Origin of the sequence: Pseudomonas sp. FP1742 (genome assembly GCF_030687145.1) — a bacterium.
GTDB lineage: Bacteria > Pseudomonadota > Gammaproteobacteria > Pseudomonadales > Pseudomonadaceae > Aquipseudomonas > Aquipseudomonas frederiksbergensis_D.
The window spans coordinates 242978-263881 of sequence record NZ_CP117460.1 but is presented as its reverse complement, the minus strand read 5'-3'; the positions used below and the strand labels follow the sequence as shown (position 1 = coordinate 263881).

Genomic DNA, 20904 nt, shown 5'->3' with positions numbered 1-20904 from the left:
CACCTTCGCGAGCCAGCCCGCCCCCCCAGGTCTACAGCGTTCGGCTCAAGCTTTCGAGTAAGTCCTTTAGTGCCGAACGCTCGGCGGTCGTGCCATTTTTGCTCACTTGCGCGATTAGCCGCTCGATCTGCAGCAACGACGCCGGCGCCTCGGGCAGATTCAAATGCTCCGGCAAAATCTCGTCGCCGGTACTCACCAGCAGCGCAAAGTGAATGACGTTCTCCAGCTCCCGGGTGTTGCCCGGCCAACTGTGTTGCTCCAGCAACTGCTGCGCGGCTTCGCTGATCAGTGGCACCGGCAGGTCGAGGCGTTGGCTGTAGATGCCGAGGAAGTATTCGGCCAGCGACAAAATATCGCCCACCCGCTCACGCAAGGCCGGCAGTTCCAGCTGGCCCTCGCTGAGGTAGTGATAAAGCCGCTCATGGAATTTTCCGGCAGCCACTGCCTGGGCCAGATCGATGCTGGTGGCCGCCACCAGACGCACGTCCACCGGGCTCGGCTGGTGCGCGCCGACGCGGGTGACTTCGTGGTTTTCCAGGGCCGCGAGCAATTTGATCTGGATCGGCAGCGGCAGGTCGCCGATCTCGTCCAGGTACAGGGTGCCGCCGTTGGCCGAGCCGAACCAGCCGGCACGACTGCTGGCCGAACCGCTGTAACTGCCAGCGGCATAGCCGAACAGTTCAGCGTCGGCATAAGTCGGGCTGATCGCGCCGCAATTGACTGAGACGAACAACCCGCCACGGTCACTGGCGCGATGGATATGCCGCGCCAGCAATTCTTTACCGCTGCCGGTTTCACCGCGAATCAACACCGAGATCGAACGTGGCGCCAGCTGTTCCAGCTCCTGGCGCAATTGCCGGGAACGCGGATCGACGAACACCAGCGCCTTGGCGCGAATGCTCAGCGGGCTTTTCTCCGCATCGGGAAAGGTCAGCAATGGCTGACCGAAGGTTTCATGCAAACTCATGGCAGACTCCCGCCCAAAACCGCCGGGAGACGGGGGCGATTTTTAAAGAAAAAGAATGTGGTTCAAGCGCGGCGCAGGGCGTGCTGCTCCATGCGGTTCTGCAGCCGATAAAGGTAGGCAAAACCCTGCTCCCAGCGCCGGTGACCGGACTTCACGTTGATGTGCCCCGCCCCCGATAAAATCCCCGCCTCGGCGCCCCACTGACGCGCCAGTTCAAGCGCACGTGGCGCGCTCACGGCGGCGTCGTTGTCAGAGCTGACGACCTGGCTCGGGAACGGCAATAAATGGGTCGGGATCGGCGCAAAGTTGCGCAGGGCCGGCGCGCAGGCCGGGCGCTCGACGTCCGCCGGCGCGACCAGCAAGGCGCCGCGCACTTGACGCAAGAATTGCAGCGGCGCGGTGGCTGCCCAATGGGCAACGGTGATGCAACCCAGGCTGTGGGCGATCAGGATCACAGGCGTGCTGTCGGCGGCAATCGCCTCGGCCAACGCCGCGACCCAGTCTTCGCGACGAGGCGTCAGCCAATCGGCCTGCTCCACCCGCGCGCTGTTTGGCAGGCTGTTCTGCCAGTGGGTTTGCCAATGATCTTCTGGCGATCCTTGCCAGCCCGGCACAATCAGGTAGCGAATTGATTCGTTGCGCATGGGGGAGCTCTCCTGCTGCGTGTCTGTTCCTGATCGAGTATAGGGAGGAGAGTTATATTCGTTAAGGAATAAGAAGCTATTTATTAAGCTCTATATCGAATATATAAAAATCCCTGCGGGAGCGGACTTGCCCGCGATGGCGGTGTGTCAGGCAGCATTTACGTCGACTGATACAGCGCTTTCGCGGGCAAGCCCGCTCCCACAGGGTTGGGTGTTTGTCTGGAATAAAAAAGGGGCCGCACCCTGCCAAGGAGACGGCCCCGGAAACTCAAAACCTGCTAGCGCTGATCAACAGTCCTGAAGCCGATGATTGGCGAAATCAGTTATCCAATAAAGGAATATTTAATTACTTTATTAGGCCTGAAATGCATATACCAATCCCCCCTCAACAACCGTCGAACCATTGCTGCTTGCGTCACAACGTAGCGTCCCTTTGGGTCAAATTGATGACGAACGTTTTTCGCGTTTGAGTTTCCGGGTGCATTGCTCAAACCTGGGTGGCATGCACCTGACGGGGTTCTGTAGTCGCCTTGTGCGCAAATCGGTTCGCCCGTGCAAACGTTCCGAAATCATTGAACCGAACCCCCATCTCGCGCATCACCTCATGTGCCACCGGCACTGTCATCTGGCGGATGTAAAACGGTTCCTTCACCACAAAATGATGGATCCCGTGGCTGCTGCCGAAGTTGAAGCAGAATGCCTGCAACGGCCACAGCCACCAAGGGTTCAAGACCTGAGTCTGCTGAATCACATTCCCCGGCTCCACGTCACCGTAGTAGTGCATGTTCGAGCTGACAAAGTGCAGGCAGAACGTGCGCAACACGTTCGGACCGATGATCACCACGACAGCGATGTCGATCACTTGCATCACCGCCAATGTCGTCGCCGACCATTCGATGGGCGCACCCGATAGATGCGCGATGCCGTTGGCGGCGTGAAAGCCGAGAAACACGTACCACGCCCCCCAATGCATCAGCGCCAGCGGTGCGTAAACTTTCAGGGAGCGCTTGAGGATGCTGAACTTGTGCGCCCAGGTCTTGGCCCGTAGCAGGCGGATGAACGCCGACATCACGTTATCGCCGACCATCAACAGTCGCGCGATCCCCCAAGGTTCACCGTTGGTAATCGCCCGCTCTTCCATATCGGCTTCGGTGCCGGAGACCTTGTGGTGGTTGAGGTGCAAATGGCGGCGGATCCACGGGTTGATCGTGCTCGGCCGTGCCAGCCACACCAGGCCCATCATCAGGTTGTGCGGCAATCGCTGCTTGCGAAAGTACATGCTGTGGATCAGGTCGTGCTCAAGTTCATGGGTCAGCGAGGCGAAAAACCCGTTAAGCAACAGGCACGCCCACCAGACCAGGTAGCCGTTGATATAGAGCACTGCCGAACCGATCATCCCGGCCAGGGCGAAGGCCAGGATGCCCGCACCCAAGGCGTCCTGATGGTTGAGAATCGGGTAGCGCCGACGCAACTCGACGCCCTTGGCCAATACCACCTGGCGAATATGCGCTGATCGTTGTGCTGCATTCAGTCGCTGGGGACTTGCAGAAGTACCGTCCATGCTTCCATCCTCTGGTTATTGATGTTCGCATCCTGCCCTGTGATGCTTCATACAGTGGTAGCCGTGAACGCCAACCTGTTGACCGGACGCGCCAATCAACATGACTGAACCGACCTCCCTCGCCAGCTGGACCCGTGCTCTGCGCAAGCAGCTCGATGCGCTGGGACTGGACAGCACCGCCCTGTGCCGACAGGCGGGGCTCGACCCACGGTTGATGGACGACCCGAACGCCCGTTACCCGTTGTCCGGCACCACGCGCCTGTGGGAAATCGCGGTGCAGGTCAGCGGCGACCCGGCGATTGGCTTGCGGGTGTCGCGGTTTGTCAGCCCGACCACGTTTCATGCGCTCGGTTATGCGTTGGTGGCCAGCGGCAGCCTGCGGGAAGTGTTCGAACGCATCGTGCGTTATCACCAGGTGGTCAGCGATGCGCTGGACCTGGAGCTGACCCGCACCGAGGATCGCTACCGCTTTCGCCTGAAAATTCCCCAGGGCAACCCCGCGCCCGCCTTCGAAGCCATCGACGCCTTCGCCGCGATTTACGTGCGCACCTGCCGCAATCGCCTGGGCCCGGACTACGCGCCGCTGGCGGTGTACCTGCGTCGCCCGGAACCTGCCGACCCGCATCAATGGCACAAGGTGTTCCGCTCGCCGGTGTATTTCGCCGCCGACGAAGATCGACTGGAATTCGCCCTGGTGGATTTCGACAGCCACCTGGACGACGCCAACCCGGAACTGGCCGAACACAACGAAACCGTGCTCAAACGCACCTTGGCGCAACTCAAACCGCTGACGTGGGAACGCAAGGTTCGCGACGCCATTGAAGAGCAATTGCCCGAAGGCGAACCGGCGGCCGAACGCATCGCCGAGGCGCTGCACTTGAGCTTGCGCAGCCTGCAACGGCACCTGGCGGACGAGGGTTGCCGGTTCGATACGCTGCTCAACGAAAGCCGGGAAAACCTGGCGCTGCTGCACCTGCGCGATCCGCAGTGCTCGTTGAGCGAGGTCAGTTACCTATTGGGATTCGCCGACACCAGCAGTTTCAGCCGCGCGTTCAAGCGCTGGACGGGGATGACGCCGGGGCAGTTTCGGGATGGGTTGCGGTGAAATATCCAAAATATGGGTTGCCTCGACTGGCCTCTTCGCGAGCAAGCCCGCTCCCACAGGGGATTTCCGTTGCTCACCGATTTTGCGTTCACTAGAGATCAAATGTGGGAGCGGGCTTGCTCGCGAAGGCGGTAGTCCATTCGCCGCAAACCTTCAGCGCCCCCGATCCCGCCGCAGCACCTTGCGCACCCGCTTCACCAGCTCACTGACGGTAAACGGCTTGAGCAGGTAATCATCCTCATGCAACTCCAGCCCACGCAGCCGGTCCTCAATGCCGTCCGTGGTGGTGAGCAACAGCACCGGCGTATCGCCGAGCTTGCGGATCTGCTGCAGCAACTGCCAACCGTTGAGGCCGGGTAACATGACGTCGAGGATGATCAGTTGATACTCGCCGGACTCGATGAAGCGACGGCCGTCCATGCCATTGAGCGCCACATCCACCGCATAACTCGCTTCGCTCAGGCCTTTGGCCAGGAGCCTGGCGGTCTCGGGTTCGTCTTCCACTAACAGCACACGCATGGCACACCTCGATTGTCGTCGTTACAGGCTAGGCGCGTTCGGGAACAAAGCCCACCAATACCGTGGCGATCTTTTTTTCAAATCACCGCCAACGCTCGCAACCGCTTTGCATCCAGAATCTCGATCTCGCCGTACTTGAGATTCAGAACGCCTTGCCCCTGCAAGTCCTTGAGGATCTGGTTGGTGGTCTGGCGCGACAACGACAGCATCGACGCCAGTTGCTCCTGGGGCAGTTGCAAGACCCGGCGCGGCGGGTCGATTTCGCCGTAGCCCTCGGCGATCATCAGCAAGCGATGGGCCAGGCGCGCCGGGGCCGGCATCAGGCTCAGCTGCTCGAGGTTGATGAAGGTCAGGCGCAGTTTGTGGCTCATCAGCAATGCCAATTGCCGCCAGTACGCCGGGTGTTCGTCGAGCAATGCCAGCAGCGCCGTTTGCGGGATGTGCAACAGGATGCACTGGCCCACGGAATAGGCATCATGGGTTCGCGGCTGACCATCGAACAGGCAGATTTCGCCGAACCAGTGCGGCGACTCCACCAGGCTCAACAGCGCTTCCTTGCCCTGCTCGCTCACCGCGCCAATGCGCACCGCCCCCTCAAGCACCGCGTACAACCCGCATGGGGGATCGCCGCGCTTGAACAGCCGCTGCCCCGGCGACAGCCTTCGAACCCGGGCGGCAGTCAGCAGACTATCCTGTAAGGAAACAGGCAAGTGACTGAACCATTGCCCCGTCATCAGGCGCGAACGCCAAACCTGCATGTCCATGAAAACTCCTGGAGATTGTCGCCTGGCTGACAGAGCGAGAGATGAACCCGGGGCATCATCAATCACCCTACAGGAGGAATAACAATGAAAAGCCTCGTTGACCATCTCAGTCAATACGCCGCCTACCATCGCGACCCGCGCAACATCGCCAGCCACTTCGTGGGCATTCCGTTGATCGTTGTGGCGGTCGCGGTGTTGCTGTCACGGCCACAGTGGTCGCTGGCCGGGCTCTGGCTGTCACCGGCGGTGCTGTTGGCGTTGGCCTCGGCGTGGTTTTACCTGCGCCTGGAACTGCGGCTGGGGGTGCTGATGACGGTATTGCTGGGCCTGTCGGTCTGGCTGGGGCATGTGCTGGCGCAGCAGAGCACGTTCCTCTGGCTTACCAGCGGCATCGGGATGTTTGTGGTGGGTTGGGCGATTCAGTTTGTCGGTCATCATTACGAGGGGCGCAAACCGGCGTTTGTCGATGATGTGACGGGGTTGATTGTCGGCCCGTTGTTTGTGGTGGTGGAAGCAGGTTTTCTGTTGGGGCTTCGGAGCGAACTGAAACGGGCCATCGAAGAACGCGCCGGGCCAGTGGCCTTGCGCAATCAACGCTCAGCCGCCTGAGAAAAAGAGCGGTAACGGATTGATGCCGTTACCGCTCAAGGTTTCACAACGTGCCGAACTCGACCCGAACCGTCAGTGCACCGAAGTTGTCCTTCAAACCCGCACCATAGAGGCCTAGCAGGTCATCATTGATACACAACTGCAGCTCGCCTTGCTGGCCGGCCGGAATCTGCGCCAGATCACCGATCAGGAAGGGAATGCCAAAGTCACCAACACGGCCGATCAAAGCACCTTCGGCGGCCCCCATCAGCGTATAGCCGAACTTGGCGATGTAGTTCGGATTGCCCTTTCCATCCACCCAGTTACCCTCCGGGCTGGCGCACCATAAGCCAAGGACACAACGAGCCAGACGTGGCACCAGCCCGTTGATCTGTACACCGGTGCCCTGCCAGGGCAGATTGGCCAGAACCTCCACCGTCGCAGCCTTCAGGTCGTTGGCCAGCGTATCCCCGGCCTGGAACGACAACGCGGCAATCGTCAGGCTCGGATTCGAGGTGCCGGTGCTGGGGAAGACGCCATCCCCCACCAGGAACAGGTTCTTGTGGTCCCAACTGCGCTGGTATTTGTCGACGACCGATTGGGTTGGATCATCGCCCATGCGATAGGTCCCCATCAGGTGCCCGGCGCCCTGGAAACTGTAAGGCTCATTGTCGTAGGTGAACGTCCCGGGCGTGAGAGGCTTCGTCAGCTCCACCGCGCCGAGCAGTTCGGTGATGATGTGAGTCGCCAACTTCTTCGCCTGCTTGAAGCCCTCCTTGGTGTATTTGGACAGGTCATAGTGAATTTCCGGCCGGGGAATGCCGAGCCGGTCCTTGTACTCGGTCGACGGCACGATGTAACACGTGGGGTGATCGGGATCGTCCTCGACCTGCTCCACCAGAAACGCGATCCGGAACTGACGGATGAACAGGTCGTTGAGCTTTTGAACCAGCGCTGTCCCATAGAGCACTTGCTGTGGTTGCACGGCCGGCGGTAGCGGGTTGGTTTGACTGTGATTCGTCCCGTCAATGAAGTCAGCCACGGTGGTGTAAGGATCGGTGGCAGGCCAGTTCCAGCCCTCGTTACCGATTTCGATGCGCCACGCCGCTCGAGATTTGCGAAAGTCACCGTCACGCAAACTCTCGATGCCCGCCGTGGACAGAGGTCCACGGTACGGAAAAACCGCCTTGCCTTCAGGCATCAGCCCCCATGCCAGGTAGATCGGGTGATCGGCCAGACTGCACCCTACTTGCCCGCTGCTGTTGGCCACACCTTTGGGCCAGGCAGCGCTGACCGAGTTGAGCAATAGCTTGGGTGTCTCGATGGCATGGGCGGCGATCACATAACGCTGCCCGATAGCGACGCCGGTTCCAGTGACCGGGCCGTCGCCAAGCTGATACTGAATGAATTCGATGCCGTTGATATTGCTGTCCGCCCCGACGGTCACTTTGCTGGCCACGGTTCGGTACAACACCTTGACCTTGCCGGTGGCCAGGGCCTTGTTCATTGTCACTGTCGCATCGTACTTGGCCTGGATCGGACAGATCGGTGTGCAGTTGGTGTTGCCGGCACACACCCGGCGCCCCGCGTAAGGTTGGGAATTACGCCCGGCGGGCGTCGGGCTGACCACCAGCGGCAAGCCGTCGAACGTCTGCCCCGTCACGGCCGCGACAAAACTGCCATCGACCAGCGACAACGGAATGCTGTGCATCGGGAATGAATAGCCTTCGGGAAAGGTCATGCCCAGATAGGCCTGGTCGGCGACATTCGCCGCCACGCCGATTTCCGCCTCGGCCCGGCAGTAGGCACTTTGCAGATCGTCGTAGCCGATCGGCCAGTCCACCCCGACGCCGTATTTTGAGTTCAGGCAAAAATCGTTCGGCACCATGCGCAGGCACGTCCCGACCCAATGCCAGGTGGTACCGCCACCCACCCGTTCATAAGTGCTGGTGAAGGGCATCGGGCCTTTCTGTACCAGGTAGCTGATCTTCGGATCGTCCCAGCCCAGAATCAGATCGGCGATGGTCGCTCGCGGAGCGTTCTGTTCGGCCGGATCACGAGGCGTATCCAGGCTCGACACCGGAGGGTAAGGCGATTCCGGGGTTTTCAGCGTCGAGGTGTAGAAGCGTTCCATGTATTGCGAGCGGTTGACCGGAATCTCAGGACCGGACTCGAGCACCAGCACTTCCACCCCGGCCATGCCCAGTTGATAAGCGATGATGCTGCCGGCCAGGCCTGCGCCAACTATCACTACGTCCGCTTGTTCGATACTCATGACGCGGCTCCTTTCTGCGAGTTGGCGGGTACCCCGGTGTAATCCTCAAGGCTCGGCGGCGTGGTGTTCCAATAGCCGAAAAACATCTCGCTGGAGCCCATGGGATGGGCCTGGGCAATTTTCCAGGCCCAGCTGTGGATGTACGCCTGATCGGACACCACCATCGAATCACCCTTTTTGAAATCTCCTGCGTCATAAGGCTGGTACCAGACGCCCAGCAACCACAGCTTCATGATTGCGCGCGCGGCCAGAACGGTTGGCGGAACCGTCGGTGACGCCGAGATATCCAACACCTGCCGGGCGATCTTGTCCGGGGGCACATTGTCGACAGCCAGGTCGGCGTACTGAGTCAGTAACGCATTGAGCACATCGGGTGTGATGCGCGGGGTGACGAAATCGAGAAAGATCGGCGGCAACCCGACCGGGTCGATCTGCGGCGCCAGTCGTGTAGCGGGAATGCCGGTCAGGGCCGACGACAGGCCTACGAAATTGTCCAGGTTACTGCTCATGGGTTGACTCCTTGTCCGCCAGTGGACTGCGCGCGTTCGAGCAAATAAGTGAAATCCGCGAAGCTGGTGCGCGGGGATTCGGTGACGTGGGTGGCCGCATTGCCATGGCAAGCCATGCAACTGGAAGATGTCTGGGGCACCGTGCCCTGGATGTAGGTTTCCAGCGTGGCGTTGGCCAGGAACAAGGGCGCGGGGCTGCCCAGTGGGTTGCTCGCCAATATCTGGCAATTGGGCTGTGGAGGGGCTGACGGCCACTGGGTGCTGATCAATTGATAGTTCGCCCAGACACTCTGTGGATTGACCGTCCGCAGCAGGGCCTGGTACGTGCTGTTCAGGGTTTTGGTGGCATCGCTCAGCGGCGCGTCACGCACGATCTGCGAGGGCGTCGCCTTGACTGCCGGGTTCCACGGCCGTGGCGGAGGCTGGTTGACTTCGCTCTTGCTGTTGGCGTTGTAGAACAGATACGGGCCCACCCGTTGGGCAGGAGGCGTGGATTTCTCCGGTACATTCTTCACATGTTCAAAGGTTGACCACACCCATTGCGCGGCATTGGCGGTTTTATGAACGATGTGCAACCCCACCAGCCCGACCGGCTCGGATACGCACGACTCCTCGACAATCGGCCCATGACTCGGATCGCTGTTGCCCGGCGTATAGACCAGCGCATCGACGGTGTGGAAATCCTCTCGGCGATCATTGGGGCCAAGCACTTTCCACGACGCCTTCACCATCACCGCACCCACCTGTTTAGTGGGGGCGGAGCCACAACTGAAAGCCACGGCGTTGCTCGGGTTCGCGGCGAAAAATTTTTGCTGGCCTTCGATGCTGTACAACCCGTTGTTGACGATGCCGTCGAACATCGATTGGTTGACCACGATTTCGTTGCGCGTATAGACGCCGTTCTGGTCCACCAGCGGGCCACTCTCGAAGGGCTGGATAAACTCATCCAGCACATCGGGTACCTTGCCCATTTGCTGCAGCAGGCGGCCAGGCTTGAGCGATTTGCACGCTTCGGGGAGGGTTGCCGGGGCATTCCAGGGCAGCGGTGTCTGGCCCTTGGCCCGGAATATCTGGTAGCTCTCTTTCCAGCTTTCCCACACCGTGGCCCCATCCTGCTTGCCGATGGGGGTGCCGGTATTTGGATCGCCATTGTCCAGCGCCGGCCAGCTCAGGGCGATGAAGGTCTGCCACGACAAGTCATCGAAATCGGCCTGCAGGCTGGGCAGAGAAACCGGTTGGGTAACCGTGACATCAAAGGGTATCTGCGGCGACAGTGAGGGGGCGGCAATGGCGGACGAGCCCAACAAAGCGCTCAACAAGGCACAGCCAAACGGGCCATGCCGACTGACTTCCATTCTCATGTTTTATCTCCTTGGCATCAGGGCGCCAGGAGATAACACCGGTCCGTCATGGACTCTCACTGCCTCCTGGCAAGTCAGAGTCTAGGTAGGGTTTGAGGCAAAAAAATCACGGGAGTAGAACCGATCGAAGCAAGGTCGGTTGGTGTTATTACAGATTGGGCGAGGTGTTCTTGGAGACGCCATCGCGAGCAAGGACTTTGGGTTGCCGACAGAGTTTGTGGTCAACACCAATCCACTGCTGGAACGAGCCTGCTCGCGATGCTTTGGCCCTTAAATGTTGGCGACTTTCTGCCAGACCTTGGGTTTGAAGAACAACGTTTCACCCTTCGTCAATCCAACCAGGCTGTCGTGATCCTTCACCACTTCAGCTTCAATCAACTCGCTCTGGCCTTCGACCTTCAGCGTCACCCGCGTAGTGGCGCCCAGCGGGCGGATATCCCGCACTTCAGCGGCGTGGTGGCCTTCCAGTTCATGCCGCGACAGCGACACTTCGTGTGGACGGAACAGCACATGCCGGTCTTCGCCCAAATGCAGGCGGTTCGAATCGCCGAGGAAGTGATAGACGAAATCGCTGGCCGGATTTTCGTAGACGTCGCCCGGTGAGCCGATCTGCTCGATCACACCCTTGTTCATCACCACGATCCGGTCGGCCACTTCCATCGCCTCTTCCTGATCGTGGGTCACGAAGACCGAGGTCAGGTTGATGTCTTCGTGCAGCCGCGCGAGCCAGCGCCGCAGTTCTTTACGGACCTTAGCGTCGAGGGCGCCGAAAGGCTCGTCGAGCAGCAGCACTTTCGGCTCCACCGCCAGGGCGCGGGCCAACGCGATGCGCTGACGCTGGCCACCGGAGAGTTGTTCCGGGTAGCGATCGGCCAACCAGTCCAGTTGCACCATGTTCAGCAGTTCGTGGACTTTCACCGCGATCTGGCTCTCGTTCGGGCGCTGGTTTTTCGGCTTCATGCGCAGGCCGAACGCGACGTTGTCGAACACCGTCATGTGGCGGAACAAGGCGTAGTGCTGGAACACGAAACCGACGTTGCGATCACGCACATCGTGGCCGGAAACGTCTTCGCCGTGGAACACGATGCTGCCCTGATCGGGGGTTTCCAGGCCGGCGATGATTCGCAGCAAGGTGGTCTTGCCGCAGCCGGACGGCCCCAGCAGCGCCACCAGCTCGCCGCTTTGAATGTCCAGGTTGATATTGTCCAGCGCCTTGAACGCGTGGAAGTTCTTGCTGACGTTACGCACTTCGATCGACATGACTTATTCCTCCGCGGCGCTGGCGCGCAGGCGGTTAATACGGTTTTCGCTCCACTGCTTGAGCAGCAGGATGAAGAGCGCCAGGATCAGCAACAGGCTCGCCACGGCGAACGCGGCCACGTGGTTGTATTCGTTGTAGAGGATCTCGACGTGCAGCGGCAGGGTGTTGGTCACCCCGCGAATGTGCCCGGACACCACCGACACCGCACCGAACTCACCCATCGCCCGCGCCGTGCAGAGCACCACGCCGTAGATCAGGCCCCATTTGATATTCGGCACGGTGACGTGCCAGAACATCTGCCAGCCATTGGCGCCGAGCAGGCGCGCGGCTTCTTCTTCTTGGGTGCCTTGTTCCTGCATCAGCGGGATCAGTTCACGGGCCACGAACGGCACGGTGACGAAAATCGTCGCCAGCACAATGCCCGGCAAGGCGAAGACGATCTGGATGTCGTGGTCCTGCAACCACGGGCCGAACAGACCCTGGGCGCCGAACATCAGCACGTAGACCAGACCTGCGATCACCGGCGACACCGAGAATGGCAGGTCGATCAGGGTCACCAGCATGCTCTTGCCACGGAATGAGTATTTGCTCACGCACCACGCCGCGCTGACACCGAACACCAGGTTCAGCGGTACCGAGATCAGCACCGCAATCACCGTGAGCTTCAGCGCCGACAAGGCGTCCGGCTCAAAGATCGCGGTGAAGAACGCACCCAGGCCCAGCTTCAGGCCCTGGGACACCACGATGAACAGCGGCAACAACAGAAACAGCGCAAAAATCAGCCAGCCGAGGCCAATGAGGATTCGCCGCGACGTGGCGCTGCCACGGCGGGCGGCGTTCGAGGAGGCTGCTGCAATAGACGATTGGGACATTTTTTGCGCCTCCTTATGGGGTTTCGATGCGTCGCTGCAACAAGTTGATCAGCAGCAACAGGACAAAGGAAACCACGAGCATCAGTACACCAATGGAGGTGGCGCCGGTGTAATCGTACTGGTCGAGTTTGACCATGATCAGCAGCGGCAGGATCTCGGTTTTCATCGGCATGTTGCCGGCGATGAAAATCACCGAACCGTACTCACCGACCCCACGGGCAAAGGCCAAAGCGAAACCGGTCAGCCAGGCTGGCAGCAGTGCCGGCACCAGGATATGACGGAAAACCTGCAACGGTTTTGCTCCCAGGCAAGCCGCCGCCTCTTCCACTTCACGGGGAATATCGGCCAGTACAGGTTGTACCGTACGTACTACGAATGGAAGTGTCACAAAAGTCAGCGCCAGGGTGATGCCCAGGGGGGTGTAGGCGATCTTGAAGCCCAGGTCCGCCGCGAACTGCCCCACCAGGCCGGTGGGGGTGTACAGCGCGGTCAACGCGATACCGGCCACGGCAGTGGGCAATGCGAAGGGCAAGTCGATCATCGCGTCGATGACTTTGCGCCCCGGGAAGGTATAGCGCACCAGCACCCAGGCCAGCAGCGTGCCAATGATGCCGTTGATGATCGCGGCATAGAGCGCGGTGCCGAAGCTCAGCTTCAACGCCGCCAGCACCCGAGGGGCCGAGATAATTGCCCAGAACTGGTCCCAGGTCAGTTGAGCGGCATGCACGAACATCGCCGCCAGTGGAATGAGCACAATCAGGCTGAGGTACACCAAGGTGTAGCCCAGCGTCAGCCCGAAGCCGGGTATGACGGGGGAGATACGACGCGACATAAAAGTCCTTGGTTGAGAACGCGCTAAGCCCCGACAGTGAAATCGGGGCCCGTTGATGCGTAACCTGTGGGAGCGGGCTTGCTCGCGAAAGCGGTGTGTCAGACGACATCTATATTGACTGTGCCGCCGCCTTCGCGAGCAAGCCCGCTCCCACACGAATTGCGCTTAACTGCTGATCTGTTTCAGGCTACTGCGCCTGATAAATCTGGTCGAACACGCCACCGTCATTGAAGAATTTCGGTTGCGCGGTTTTCCAGCCGCCGAAGTCCTTGTCGATGGTCACCAGTTCCAGGGTCGGGAACTGCTTGGCGTACTTGGCGGCGACGTCCTTGTCACGTGGACGATAGAAGTTTTTCGCCGCGATTTCCTGCCCGGCCGGGCTGTACAGGTGCTTGAGGTACGCTTCGGCGATCTCGGTGTTGCCCTTCTTCTCGGCATTCTTGTCGACCACGGCCACCGGTGGTTCGGCGAGGATCGACAGCGAAGGCACGACGATGTCGAACTTGTCGGCACCGCCGTCTTCTTTCAAGGCCAGGAAGGCTTCGTTTTCCCAGGCCAGCAACACGTCGCCCTGACCGTTGTTGACGAAGGTAATGGTCGAGCCGCGAGCGCCGGTGTCCAGCACAGGCACATGCTTGAACAGGGTCTGCACGTACTCTTTGGCCTTGGCTTCGTTACCGCCGTTGGCTTTCAGGCCATAGGCCCAGGCCGCGAGGAAGTTCCAGCGTGCGCCGCCAGAAGTTTTCGGGTTCGGGGTAATGACCTCCACGCCGTTTTTGGTCAGGTCACCCCAGTCCTTGATGCCTTTCGGGTTGCCCTTGCGCACCAGGAAAACGATGGTCGAGGTGTAAGGCGTGCTCGCCTCCGGCAGACGCTTCTGCCAGTCAACCGGCAGGCTCTTGCCGAGTTTGGCGATTTCGTCGATGTCACCGGCCAGGGCCAGGGTCACCACGTCGGCCCGCAGACCGTCGATCACCGCCCGGCCCTGCTTGCCCGAACCACCATGGGACTGCTGTATTTTCACGTTGTCGCCAGCGTGGTCTTTCTTCCAGAAGTTGATGAACTCGGCGTTGTAGTCCTGATACAGCTCACGGGTCGGGTCATACGACACATTGAGCAGTTCGTAATCCTTGGCAACCGCAGAACCAGCAAAAAGGGCACTGGCCAGGACGACCAACGCAAAATGGCGAATCGACGACATGGTGAAAGCTCCTGGAATTCTTGGTGTGTTGGCTTTTTCTTATGGTCTGGAACGGGTTGCCTGTTTGAAAGGATCGCGGCCTGCGGCGGCCCCTGCGCGGCTGTAGGCACCACCGCAGGCTGCGATCTTTTAGCTCGGTTTGTTACCCGGATTCTGCAAACGGAATTTCTCTTTGCGTTCGATCTGAACCACCTGAGCGTTGTGCACGGTGATTTCCACCGCGCCGAAGCGCAGATCGCGCAGGGCACTCTGGATTTCACGCAAAATGGTGGCTTCGTCCTGCCCGTCAACACTGCGTAGGGATGCGCTCATGGTGCTGCTCCTTTAATGAGATGTGCCCGGCAGTGGCGGCACTGCTTAAGGCTTGGAGCAATAGTAGACAGGTGCGGTTATTCTTAAAAAGACTATTTAAGAATGTTTATATAACCAGAATACTGATCGTTCCCATGCTCCTGTGGGAATGCCGCCCGGGACGCTCTGCGTCCCTGATCAGCGCGGGAAAATCACCGGTGCCCGAGCCCAATCCAATGACGCTGCCGGCACCGGCCGCCCAAACCAGTACCCCTGCCCCAAATCACAGTCGTGCTCGAGCAGGAAAGCCGCCTGCTCGACCTGTTCGATCCCCTCGGCATGCACTTGCATCCCCATGCTTTGCGCCAGCGCAACGATCACCCGCGCGATCGCCGCGTCATCCTCATCACCTGGCAAGCCCGCGACGAATCCCTGGTCGATCTTGAGTTTTTGCACCGGCAAACGCTTGAGCCGCAGCAACGACGAATAGCCCGTGCCGAAATCATCGATGGCCAGGCGCACCCCCAACTCGCGCAACCGATGCATCTGCTCCAGGGCTACTTCCGGGTCCTCCATGACCGCGCTTTCGGTGACTTCCAGCTCCAGATACGCCGGATCCAGCCCGGTGTCGTGCAGCGCCTGAGCCACCTGCTGATACAACTCGCGGCGGGCGAACAGGCGCGAAGAGACATTCACCGCGACAAATGACAACTCCACGCCCACCGCTTGCCACTGGCACATTTGCCGACAGGCCTGGCGCATGACCCAGGCATCGATCTCGGCAATCAGCCCGGTGCGTTCGGCAATGGGGATGAATTCAGCCGGTGACACCAGCCCACGCTGCGGATGCTCCCAGCGCACCAGGGCTTCGACGCCGATCAGGCGACTGGTCTTGAGGTCGTGCACGGGTTGGTAATAAACCCGCAACTCCTGCTGTTCCAGTGCTCGGCGCAACTCGAACGCAATCTCCACGCGTTGTTGGGCATGTGCGGTCAACTCTTCGGTATAGAGGGCATAACCGTCGCGGCCCGCGCTCTTGGCCTTGAACAGCGCCGAGTCGGCGTTGCGCAACAATTGCTCGGCACTCAAGGCATCACTGGGGAACAGACTGATGCCGACACTGGCGTTGATGAACAACGAATGCCCGTCGATCTGGAACGGCTCCTTGAGCCCATCGACGACCTGCTGAGCCAACGCCGCGGCATGCCCCGGTTGCGGGCAATTTTCAGCCAATACCGCGAACTCGTCGCCACTGAGCCGCGCCAGGGTGATGCCCGGACCGAACAAGGCTCTCAAACGCTCCGCCACGGCCTTGAGCAATTGGTCACCGACGCTGTGGCCAAGACTGTCGTTGATCAATTTGAAGTGATCGAGGTCGATCATCAGCAATGCACAACCGCGCTTATGCACCTGCGCCGAGGCCACGGCCTGCCCGGCACGGTCGGTCAACAGCAGGCGATTGGGCAGATCGGTGAGCGGGTCGTGGTGGGCCAGGTGCGTCAGTTCATGCTCGGAGTTCTTGATCGCGCTGATGTCGGAAAATACCGCAACGTACTGGCTGAGCCGTCCCTGATCATCGTGAACAAGGCGGATCGTCTGCCATTGCGGATAAATCTCGCCGCTTTTGCGACGGTTCCAGATTTCCCCGCTCCACTCACCGAGACTATCGAGTGTCGCGAACATCGCCTGGTAAAAAGCCGGTGGGTGATGACCCGACTTGAACATGTTCGGTCGCTGCCCCAGCACTTCTTCGCGCTGGTAGCCGGTGATGTCGATAAACGCCCGGTTCACATGGACGATCAGCCCGTTGCTGTTGGTGACCAGGACCCCTTCGCGGGTGCAATCGAACACCGCTGCCGCCTGGCGCAAACGCTCCCGGTCGGCATTACGTTCACGCAATTTGGCGCCGACGCCCAGGCAGCGAAACAATCGTGCCCGTGCGATGAAAATAAGCCCGGCACTGAAGGCCACCCAGGCATAACCGTTGATCAGTTGCCAGCGCAGCAGGTCGGTGGAGTTATCGAAGAAACTGTTCAATAAATAACCACTAAACTGCAGCCAGACTACAGAAAGCACCAGATAGAGCAGCGTTGCACGCAAGGCATCGCGATATGTGGCTGACATTAGAGCGTCCATGTCCCTACAAAAAAGGCTGGAATTATAGATTAAAGAAACATCCGGCCACTCTTATCTGAAAGGGCGACTGGTTTTATCTGTGGGCTAAGTGATAATGCAACGGCTGTTTTTTCTTAATCGAGGGTCCTATAGGCTATGTGGTACGAAGGTTTTCTTGGCTTATCGCCCTGGTCACTGGTGGCAGTCACCCTACTGATGACCCACGTGACGATCGTCGGTGTCACGGTCTATCTGCATCGCTATTCAGCCCATCGCTCGCTTGAGCTCAATGCCGGCCTGAAACATTTCTTCCGCTTCTGGCTGTGGTTGACCACCGCACAGAACACCCGCGAGTGGACCGCTATCCACCGCAAGCATCACGCCAAATGCGAAACCGTCGACGACCCGCACAGCCCGGTCATCAAAGGGTTGTCCACCGTTCTGCGCAAAGGCGCCGAGCTGTACCGCGCCGAAGCGGAAAACCCCGAGACCCTGCGCATCTACGGCAAGAACTGCCCCGAAGACTGGATCGAGCGCAACCTCTACAGCCGCTTCCCGCTGCTGGGCGTGGCGATCATGGGTGTCATCGACCTGCTGCTGTTCGGCACCATCGGCATCACCATCTGGGCCATCCAGATGATGTGGATCCCGGTCTGGGCCGCCGGCGTGGTCAATGGCCTGGGCCATGCCATCGGCTACCGCAACTTCGAATGCCGCGATGCGGCGACCAATCTGGTGCCCTGGGGCATCCTGATCGGCGGCGAAGAACTGCACAACAACCATCACACCTACCCTAACTCGGCCAAACTGTCGGTGAAGAAGTGGGAATTCGACCTCGGCTGGGCCTGGATCCAGGTCTTCAGCTTCCTGCGCCTGGCCAAGGTCCAGCGGGTGGCGCCGATCGCCCACCGTGTCGAAGGCAAAGGCAGCCTGGACATGGACACGGCCATGGCGATCCTCAACAACCGATTCCAGATCATGGCCCAGTACCGCAAGCTGGTCATCGCGCCGCTGGTCAAGCAAGAGCTGGAAAAGGTCGATCACTCGGTCCGCCACCAGTTCCACCGGGCCAAGCGCCTGCTCTCGCGGGAAACCAGCCTGCTGGACGACAAACACCATGTGCGCATCCAGACCATGCTCGAACACAGCCAGGCGCTGAAGGTAATTTACGAGAAACGCCTGGCCCTGCAGCAGATCTGGGTCAAGACAAGCTCAAATGGTCACGACATGCTGGCCGCCATCAAGGATTGGGTACACGAGGCCGAAGCCAGCGGGATTCAATCCCTGCGTGATTTCGCCGACCAGCTGAAAACCTACTCCCTGCGCCCCGCCACCTGACCTGTAGGAGCTACCGCAGGCTGCGATCCTTTGAACTTGAAAGAGCAAAATCAAAAGATCGCAGCCTGCGGCAGCTCCTACAAACGCGTCGCCAATACCGCCCGGCGGGAGCAAGCTCCTTCGCCATAAAAGGCGGGAACTTCACCCCAAATCCCCTATCTCAAAGACACTTCGCCATCCAGGCGGGCTTTGTGTTGGCCGCTGTCGAAATAGCGGCACGCCCTTTGAGATTTGTGCCGATGGTCAATAAAAACCTACAAGACTCATCCCTTCCCCAGTGGCCCGAGGCCGCGCAAACGCTGATGGCGCTGATGCATGCCCAGGGTGAAGTGGCGCGCCTGAGCGAGCGCGAACAGCTGTTCAGCTCGCTGCTGGTCAGTGTCAACGCCGTGCTTTGGGCATTCAACTGGGAAACCCGTCAGGTGCTCTACGTCAGCCCGGCCTATGACCGGATCTTCGGCCGCCCCGCCGGCCTGTTGCTGTCCGACTACAACCACTGGCGCGACAGTGTTTATCCCGACGATCTGGACTACGCCGAGCGCAGCCTGGCGCAAGTGCTGGTCAACGGCGCCGTTGAAGACCGCGAATACCGCATCATCGCGGCCGACGGCCAGGTGCGCTGGCTCAGCGACAAGTGCTTCATCAACCGTCAGGCCGAGCCGGGCCAACCGGTGATCATTGTCGGCATTGCCGAAGACATCACCGAAAAGAAGCAGATGGAAACCGAGCTGCACCGCCTGGCCACCACCGACGTACTGACCCAAAGCAGCAACCGCCGGCACTTCTTCGATTGCGCCCACCGCGAATTCGAGCAGGCGCGACTGCAAGGTGCGCCGATGGCCTTCCTGCTGCTGGACATCGATGACTTCAAAGTGATCAACGACACCTACGGCCATCCGGAAGGCGATAAGGTGCTGCAACGCATCGCCGAGAGTGGCCGCGCGGCCCTGCGGCGTGGTGATCTGTTCGGGCGGATCGGCGGCGAGGAATTCGCCGCGGTGTTCCCCGGTTGCGCACCGGATATGGCCATGCAAGTGGCTGAGCGCCTGCAACGGGAGATTCAACGGTTGAGTTTCAGCCATGGCGGCCAGACGTTCGGCATCACCGTCAGCCAGGGCCTGAGCAGCCTCACACCCGAGGATGAAAACCTCGACAGCCTGTTTGCCCGCGCCGATGCGGCGATGTACCAGGCCAAGCGCCAGGGCAAGAACCGGATAATCTCCGGCTGACAGCCCCCTACACAGACCTAATGTGGGAGCGGGCTTGCTCGCGAAAGCGGTGTGTCAGCCACCATCAATGTTGACTGACACACCGCTTTCGCGAGCAAGCCCGCTCCCACAAAGGTTTGGTGTCGGATTCACTTTTTGCGCAGACGCATCAGCTCCGGCAATCCGATCTTGAGCAACCGCGCCGTGCGGCTCTTGGCCAATGCCTCGATCCCCTCATGCTCGGTCAGGCGCGCCAGTTGCGCGGCCATGTTCATCACCAGCGCTTCGCGGGAGTAGACCCCGCCACCGAGCTGATAAACCGCCGCAATCAGCTCACGCAGCTCCAGCGGCAGGCGCCAGCGGGTGCGTAGTGCCGAACCGTAGGCCGCGCCGAATTCGGCCAGGGCATCGCCGACTTCTTCCCATTCATCCAGCTCACCACCGGCCTGCGTCCACTCCTGCAAACAGCGCAACAACGCCAGATCGCCGAGGCGGTGCAGCATGCCCGCGCAATAACAGCGCTCCTGATCCAGATCCAGCAAGCGCGCCAGCGTTCGCGCGTATTCAGCGGTATGCAGGGACAGTTCCCAATAGCGCTCGGCGTAGTCCGCCAGTTGTGGATCGCTGAGCCGGGCACTGCGCTTGAGGGCGAGGCCCAGAATCAGGTTCATGCTTTGCCCGGTGCCCAAGCGATGCAGCGCCTGGGCCAAAGTTTGCACAGCCACACCATGATGCTGGGCCGCACTATTGGCGGCGGCAATCAGCACGGCGGTGATTTGCGGGTCGGTGCGGATCTCGTCTTCCAGCCGCGTCAGATCGAGACCATCGGGATTGAGGCTACGTTTGATCGCCACCTGTACATCGGTCATCAGCGGCGCACCCTCCGCCAGTTCACGCCGCCGCTCCAGGTACACCGACAAGGTCATGCCCGGCGCCAGTGAGGGCACTTCGCAAGACACCTCTTCACCCGCATTCAGCAACAAATCCTGCAGGCGCTGGGTCAGGTTTTCCATGTTCAGGGGTTTGGTCAGGTACGCCGTGGGCGCCAGGGGCAAGACCTCGCGCACGCTGGCGCTGTCGTTACGGCTGCTCATCAGAATGAAGGGCAGCGGCGGATTACGTTTGCGCTGACGAACACTGCGCAACACATTCAGGCCATCGACGCCGGGCAACTCCCAGTCGACGATCACCAGGTCATAAGGATTTTCCGCCAACAGCTGCAGGGCCTCCTGGCCATCGGCACACAGGTCCAGCCGCGCGTCGCAGCGCACATTCAACAACACCTGCTTGAGCAGGTCGCGGGACCAGGGGTCAGCCTCGGCAATCAGCACACGCGGTACAGCGGGTAACACCACAGCAGTCATCTGCACACTCCAACGGCAATGCTTGCACCTTAGTCAATGCTGGCCATTCGATACAGCCCGATTGCCCCTGTTGTGTTTCAAGGGACATAAAAAAACCCGCCGAAGCGGGTTTTTTGTCGATCAGTTCAC

The 20904-nt window shown here is 60.2% G+C and carries 19 protein-coding genes; 4 read left to right on the top strand and 15 right to left on the bottom strand.

The window, feature by feature from the left end:
* Nucleotides 1-31: 31 nt before the first annotated feature.
* The 3 genes from PSH64_RS01130 to PSH64_RS01120 form a co-directional block, all read right to left on the bottom strand.
* Nucleotides 32-967, bottom strand: a complete 936-nt coding sequence (locus PSH64_RS01130; RefSeq protein WP_105347370.1) for a sigma 54-interacting transcriptional regulator — start codon at nt 965-967, stop codon at nt 32-34.
* Between the two features lie 62 nt (nt 968-1029).
* Nucleotides 1030-1611, bottom strand: coding sequence for an alpha/beta hydrolase (locus tag PSH64_RS01125; protein WP_064615794.1), 582 nt, complete (start codon nt 1609-1611; stop codon nt 1030-1032).
* 487 nt (nt 1612-2098) lie between these two features.
* Nucleotides 2099-3172 (bottom strand): fatty acid desaturase, encoded by a 1074-nt coding sequence (locus tag PSH64_RS01120; protein WP_305479679.1) that lies wholly within the window; start codon nt 3170-3172, stop codon nt 2099-2101.
* A 100-nt stretch (nt 3173-3272) separates the two neighbouring features.
* Between PSH64_RS01120 and PSH64_RS01115 the strand changes: the two genes are divergently transcribed.
* Nucleotides 3273-4277 carry an AraC family transcriptional regulator gene (locus tag PSH64_RS01115; protein ID WP_105347375.1) on the top strand — a complete coding sequence of 335 codons (1005 nt, stop codon included), beginning with the start codon at nt 3273-3275 and terminating at the stop codon, nt 4275-4277.
* 153 nt (nt 4278-4430) lie between these two features.
* Here PSH64_RS01115 and PSH64_RS01110 read toward each other — a convergent pair whose 3' ends face one another.
* Together PSH64_RS01110 and PSH64_RS01105 are read right to left on the bottom strand one after the other, a co-directional pair.
* Entirely contained in the window at nt 4431-4796 is a 366-nt protein-coding gene (locus tag PSH64_RS01110) for a response regulator (protein WP_305479678.1), read from the bottom strand.
* 77 nt (nt 4797-4873) lie between these two features.
* Nucleotides 4874-5560 carry a Crp/Fnr family transcriptional regulator gene (locus PSH64_RS01105; protein WP_305479677.1) on the bottom strand — a complete coding sequence of 229 codons (687 nt, stop codon included), beginning with the start codon at nt 5558-5560 and terminating at the stop codon, nt 4874-4876.
* 84 nt (nt 5561-5644) lie between these two features.
* On the opposite strand from PSH64_RS01105, the gene PSH64_RS01100 reads away from it, so the two are divergent.
* Nucleotides 5645-6169 carry a DUF962 domain-containing protein gene (locus PSH64_RS01100; RefSeq protein WP_305479676.1) on the top strand — a complete coding sequence of 175 codons (525 nt, stop codon included), beginning with the start codon at nt 5645-5647 and terminating at the stop codon, nt 6167-6169.
* A gap of 43 nt (nt 6170-6212) precedes the next feature.
* Here the strand turns inward: PSH64_RS01100 and PSH64_RS01095 are convergent, their stop codons facing one another.
* The 9 genes from PSH64_RS01095 to dibA form a co-directional block, all read right to left on the bottom strand.
* Complete coding sequence (locus PSH64_RS01095; protein WP_305479674.1) at nt 6213-8423, bottom strand: GMC oxidoreductase; 2211 nt, start codon at nt 8421-8423, stop codon at nt 6213-6215.
* Nucleotides 8420-8932, bottom strand: a complete 513-nt coding sequence (locus tag PSH64_RS01090; RefSeq protein ID WP_105347386.1) for a sorbitol dehydrogenase — start codon at nt 8930-8932, stop codon at nt 8420-8422. Before PSH64_RS01090 ends, PSH64_RS01095 begins: the two co-directional genes overlap by 4 nt.
* A complete protein-coding gene (locus PSH64_RS01085) occupies nt 8929-10293 on the bottom strand; it encodes a cytochrome C (protein WP_305479672.1) in 1365 nt (454 codons plus the stop codon). The genes PSH64_RS01090 and PSH64_RS01085 overlap by 4 nt, the downstream gene beginning before the upstream one ends.
* Nucleotides 10294-10563: 270 nt before the next feature.
* Nucleotides 10564-11553 (bottom strand): sulfate/molybdate ABC transporter ATP-binding protein, encoded by a 990-nt coding sequence (locus PSH64_RS01080; protein WP_105347390.1) that lies wholly within the window; start codon nt 11551-11553, stop codon nt 10564-10566.
* 3 nt (nt 11554-11556) lie between these two features.
* Nucleotides 11557-12426: a sulfate ABC transporter permease subunit CysW gene (gene cysW, locus PSH64_RS01075; RefSeq protein WP_007972954.1), complete on the bottom strand. Its 870-nt coding sequence runs from the start codon at nt 12424-12426 to the stop codon at nt 11557-11559.
* Between the two features lie 13 nt (nt 12427-12439).
* Nucleotides 12440-13258, bottom strand: coding sequence for a sulfate ABC transporter permease subunit CysT (cysT, locus tag PSH64_RS01070; protein ID WP_033058556.1), 819 nt, complete (start codon nt 13256-13258; stop codon nt 12440-12442).
* A gap of 187 nt (nt 13259-13445) precedes the next feature.
* A complete protein-coding gene (locus tag PSH64_RS01065; protein ID WP_305479670.1) occupies nt 13446-14459 on the bottom strand; it encodes a sulfate ABC transporter substrate-binding protein in 1014 nt (337 codons plus the stop codon).
* A 129-nt stretch (nt 14460-14588) separates the two neighbouring features.
* Nucleotides 14589-14771, bottom strand: coding sequence for a sulfur starvation response protein OscA (gene oscA, locus PSH64_RS01060; RefSeq protein ID WP_007941032.1), 183 nt, complete (start codon nt 14769-14771; stop codon nt 14589-14591).
* Nucleotides 14772-14948: 177 nt separating this feature from the next.
* Entirely contained in the window at nt 14949-16874 is a 1926-nt protein-coding gene (gene dibA, locus PSH64_RS01055; RefSeq protein WP_305479668.1) for a phosphodiesterase DibA, read from the bottom strand.
* Between the two features lie 147 nt (nt 16875-17021).
* Here dibA and desA point away from each other — a divergent pair, with 147 nt between their 5' ends.
* Nucleotides 17022-18203: a delta-9 fatty acid desaturase DesA gene (gene desA / locus PSH64_RS01050; protein WP_305479666.1), complete on the top strand. Its 1182-nt coding sequence runs from the start codon at nt 17022-17024 to the stop codon at nt 18201-18203.
* Between the two features lie 239 nt (nt 18204-18442).
* On the top strand, nt 18443-19432 hold the full coding sequence (locus tag PSH64_RS01045) for a sensor domain-containing diguanylate cyclase (protein WP_105347399.1): 990 nt from the start codon (nt 18443-18445) through the stop codon (nt 19430-19432).
* Nucleotides 19433-19560: 128 nt separating this feature from the next.
* On the opposite strand, the gene PSH64_RS01040 is transcribed toward PSH64_RS01045, so the two are convergent.
* A complete protein-coding gene (locus PSH64_RS01040; protein WP_305479665.1) occupies nt 19561-20775 on the bottom strand; it encodes a response regulator in 1215 nt (404 codons plus the stop codon).
* Nucleotides 20776-20904 lie beyond the last annotated feature (129 nt).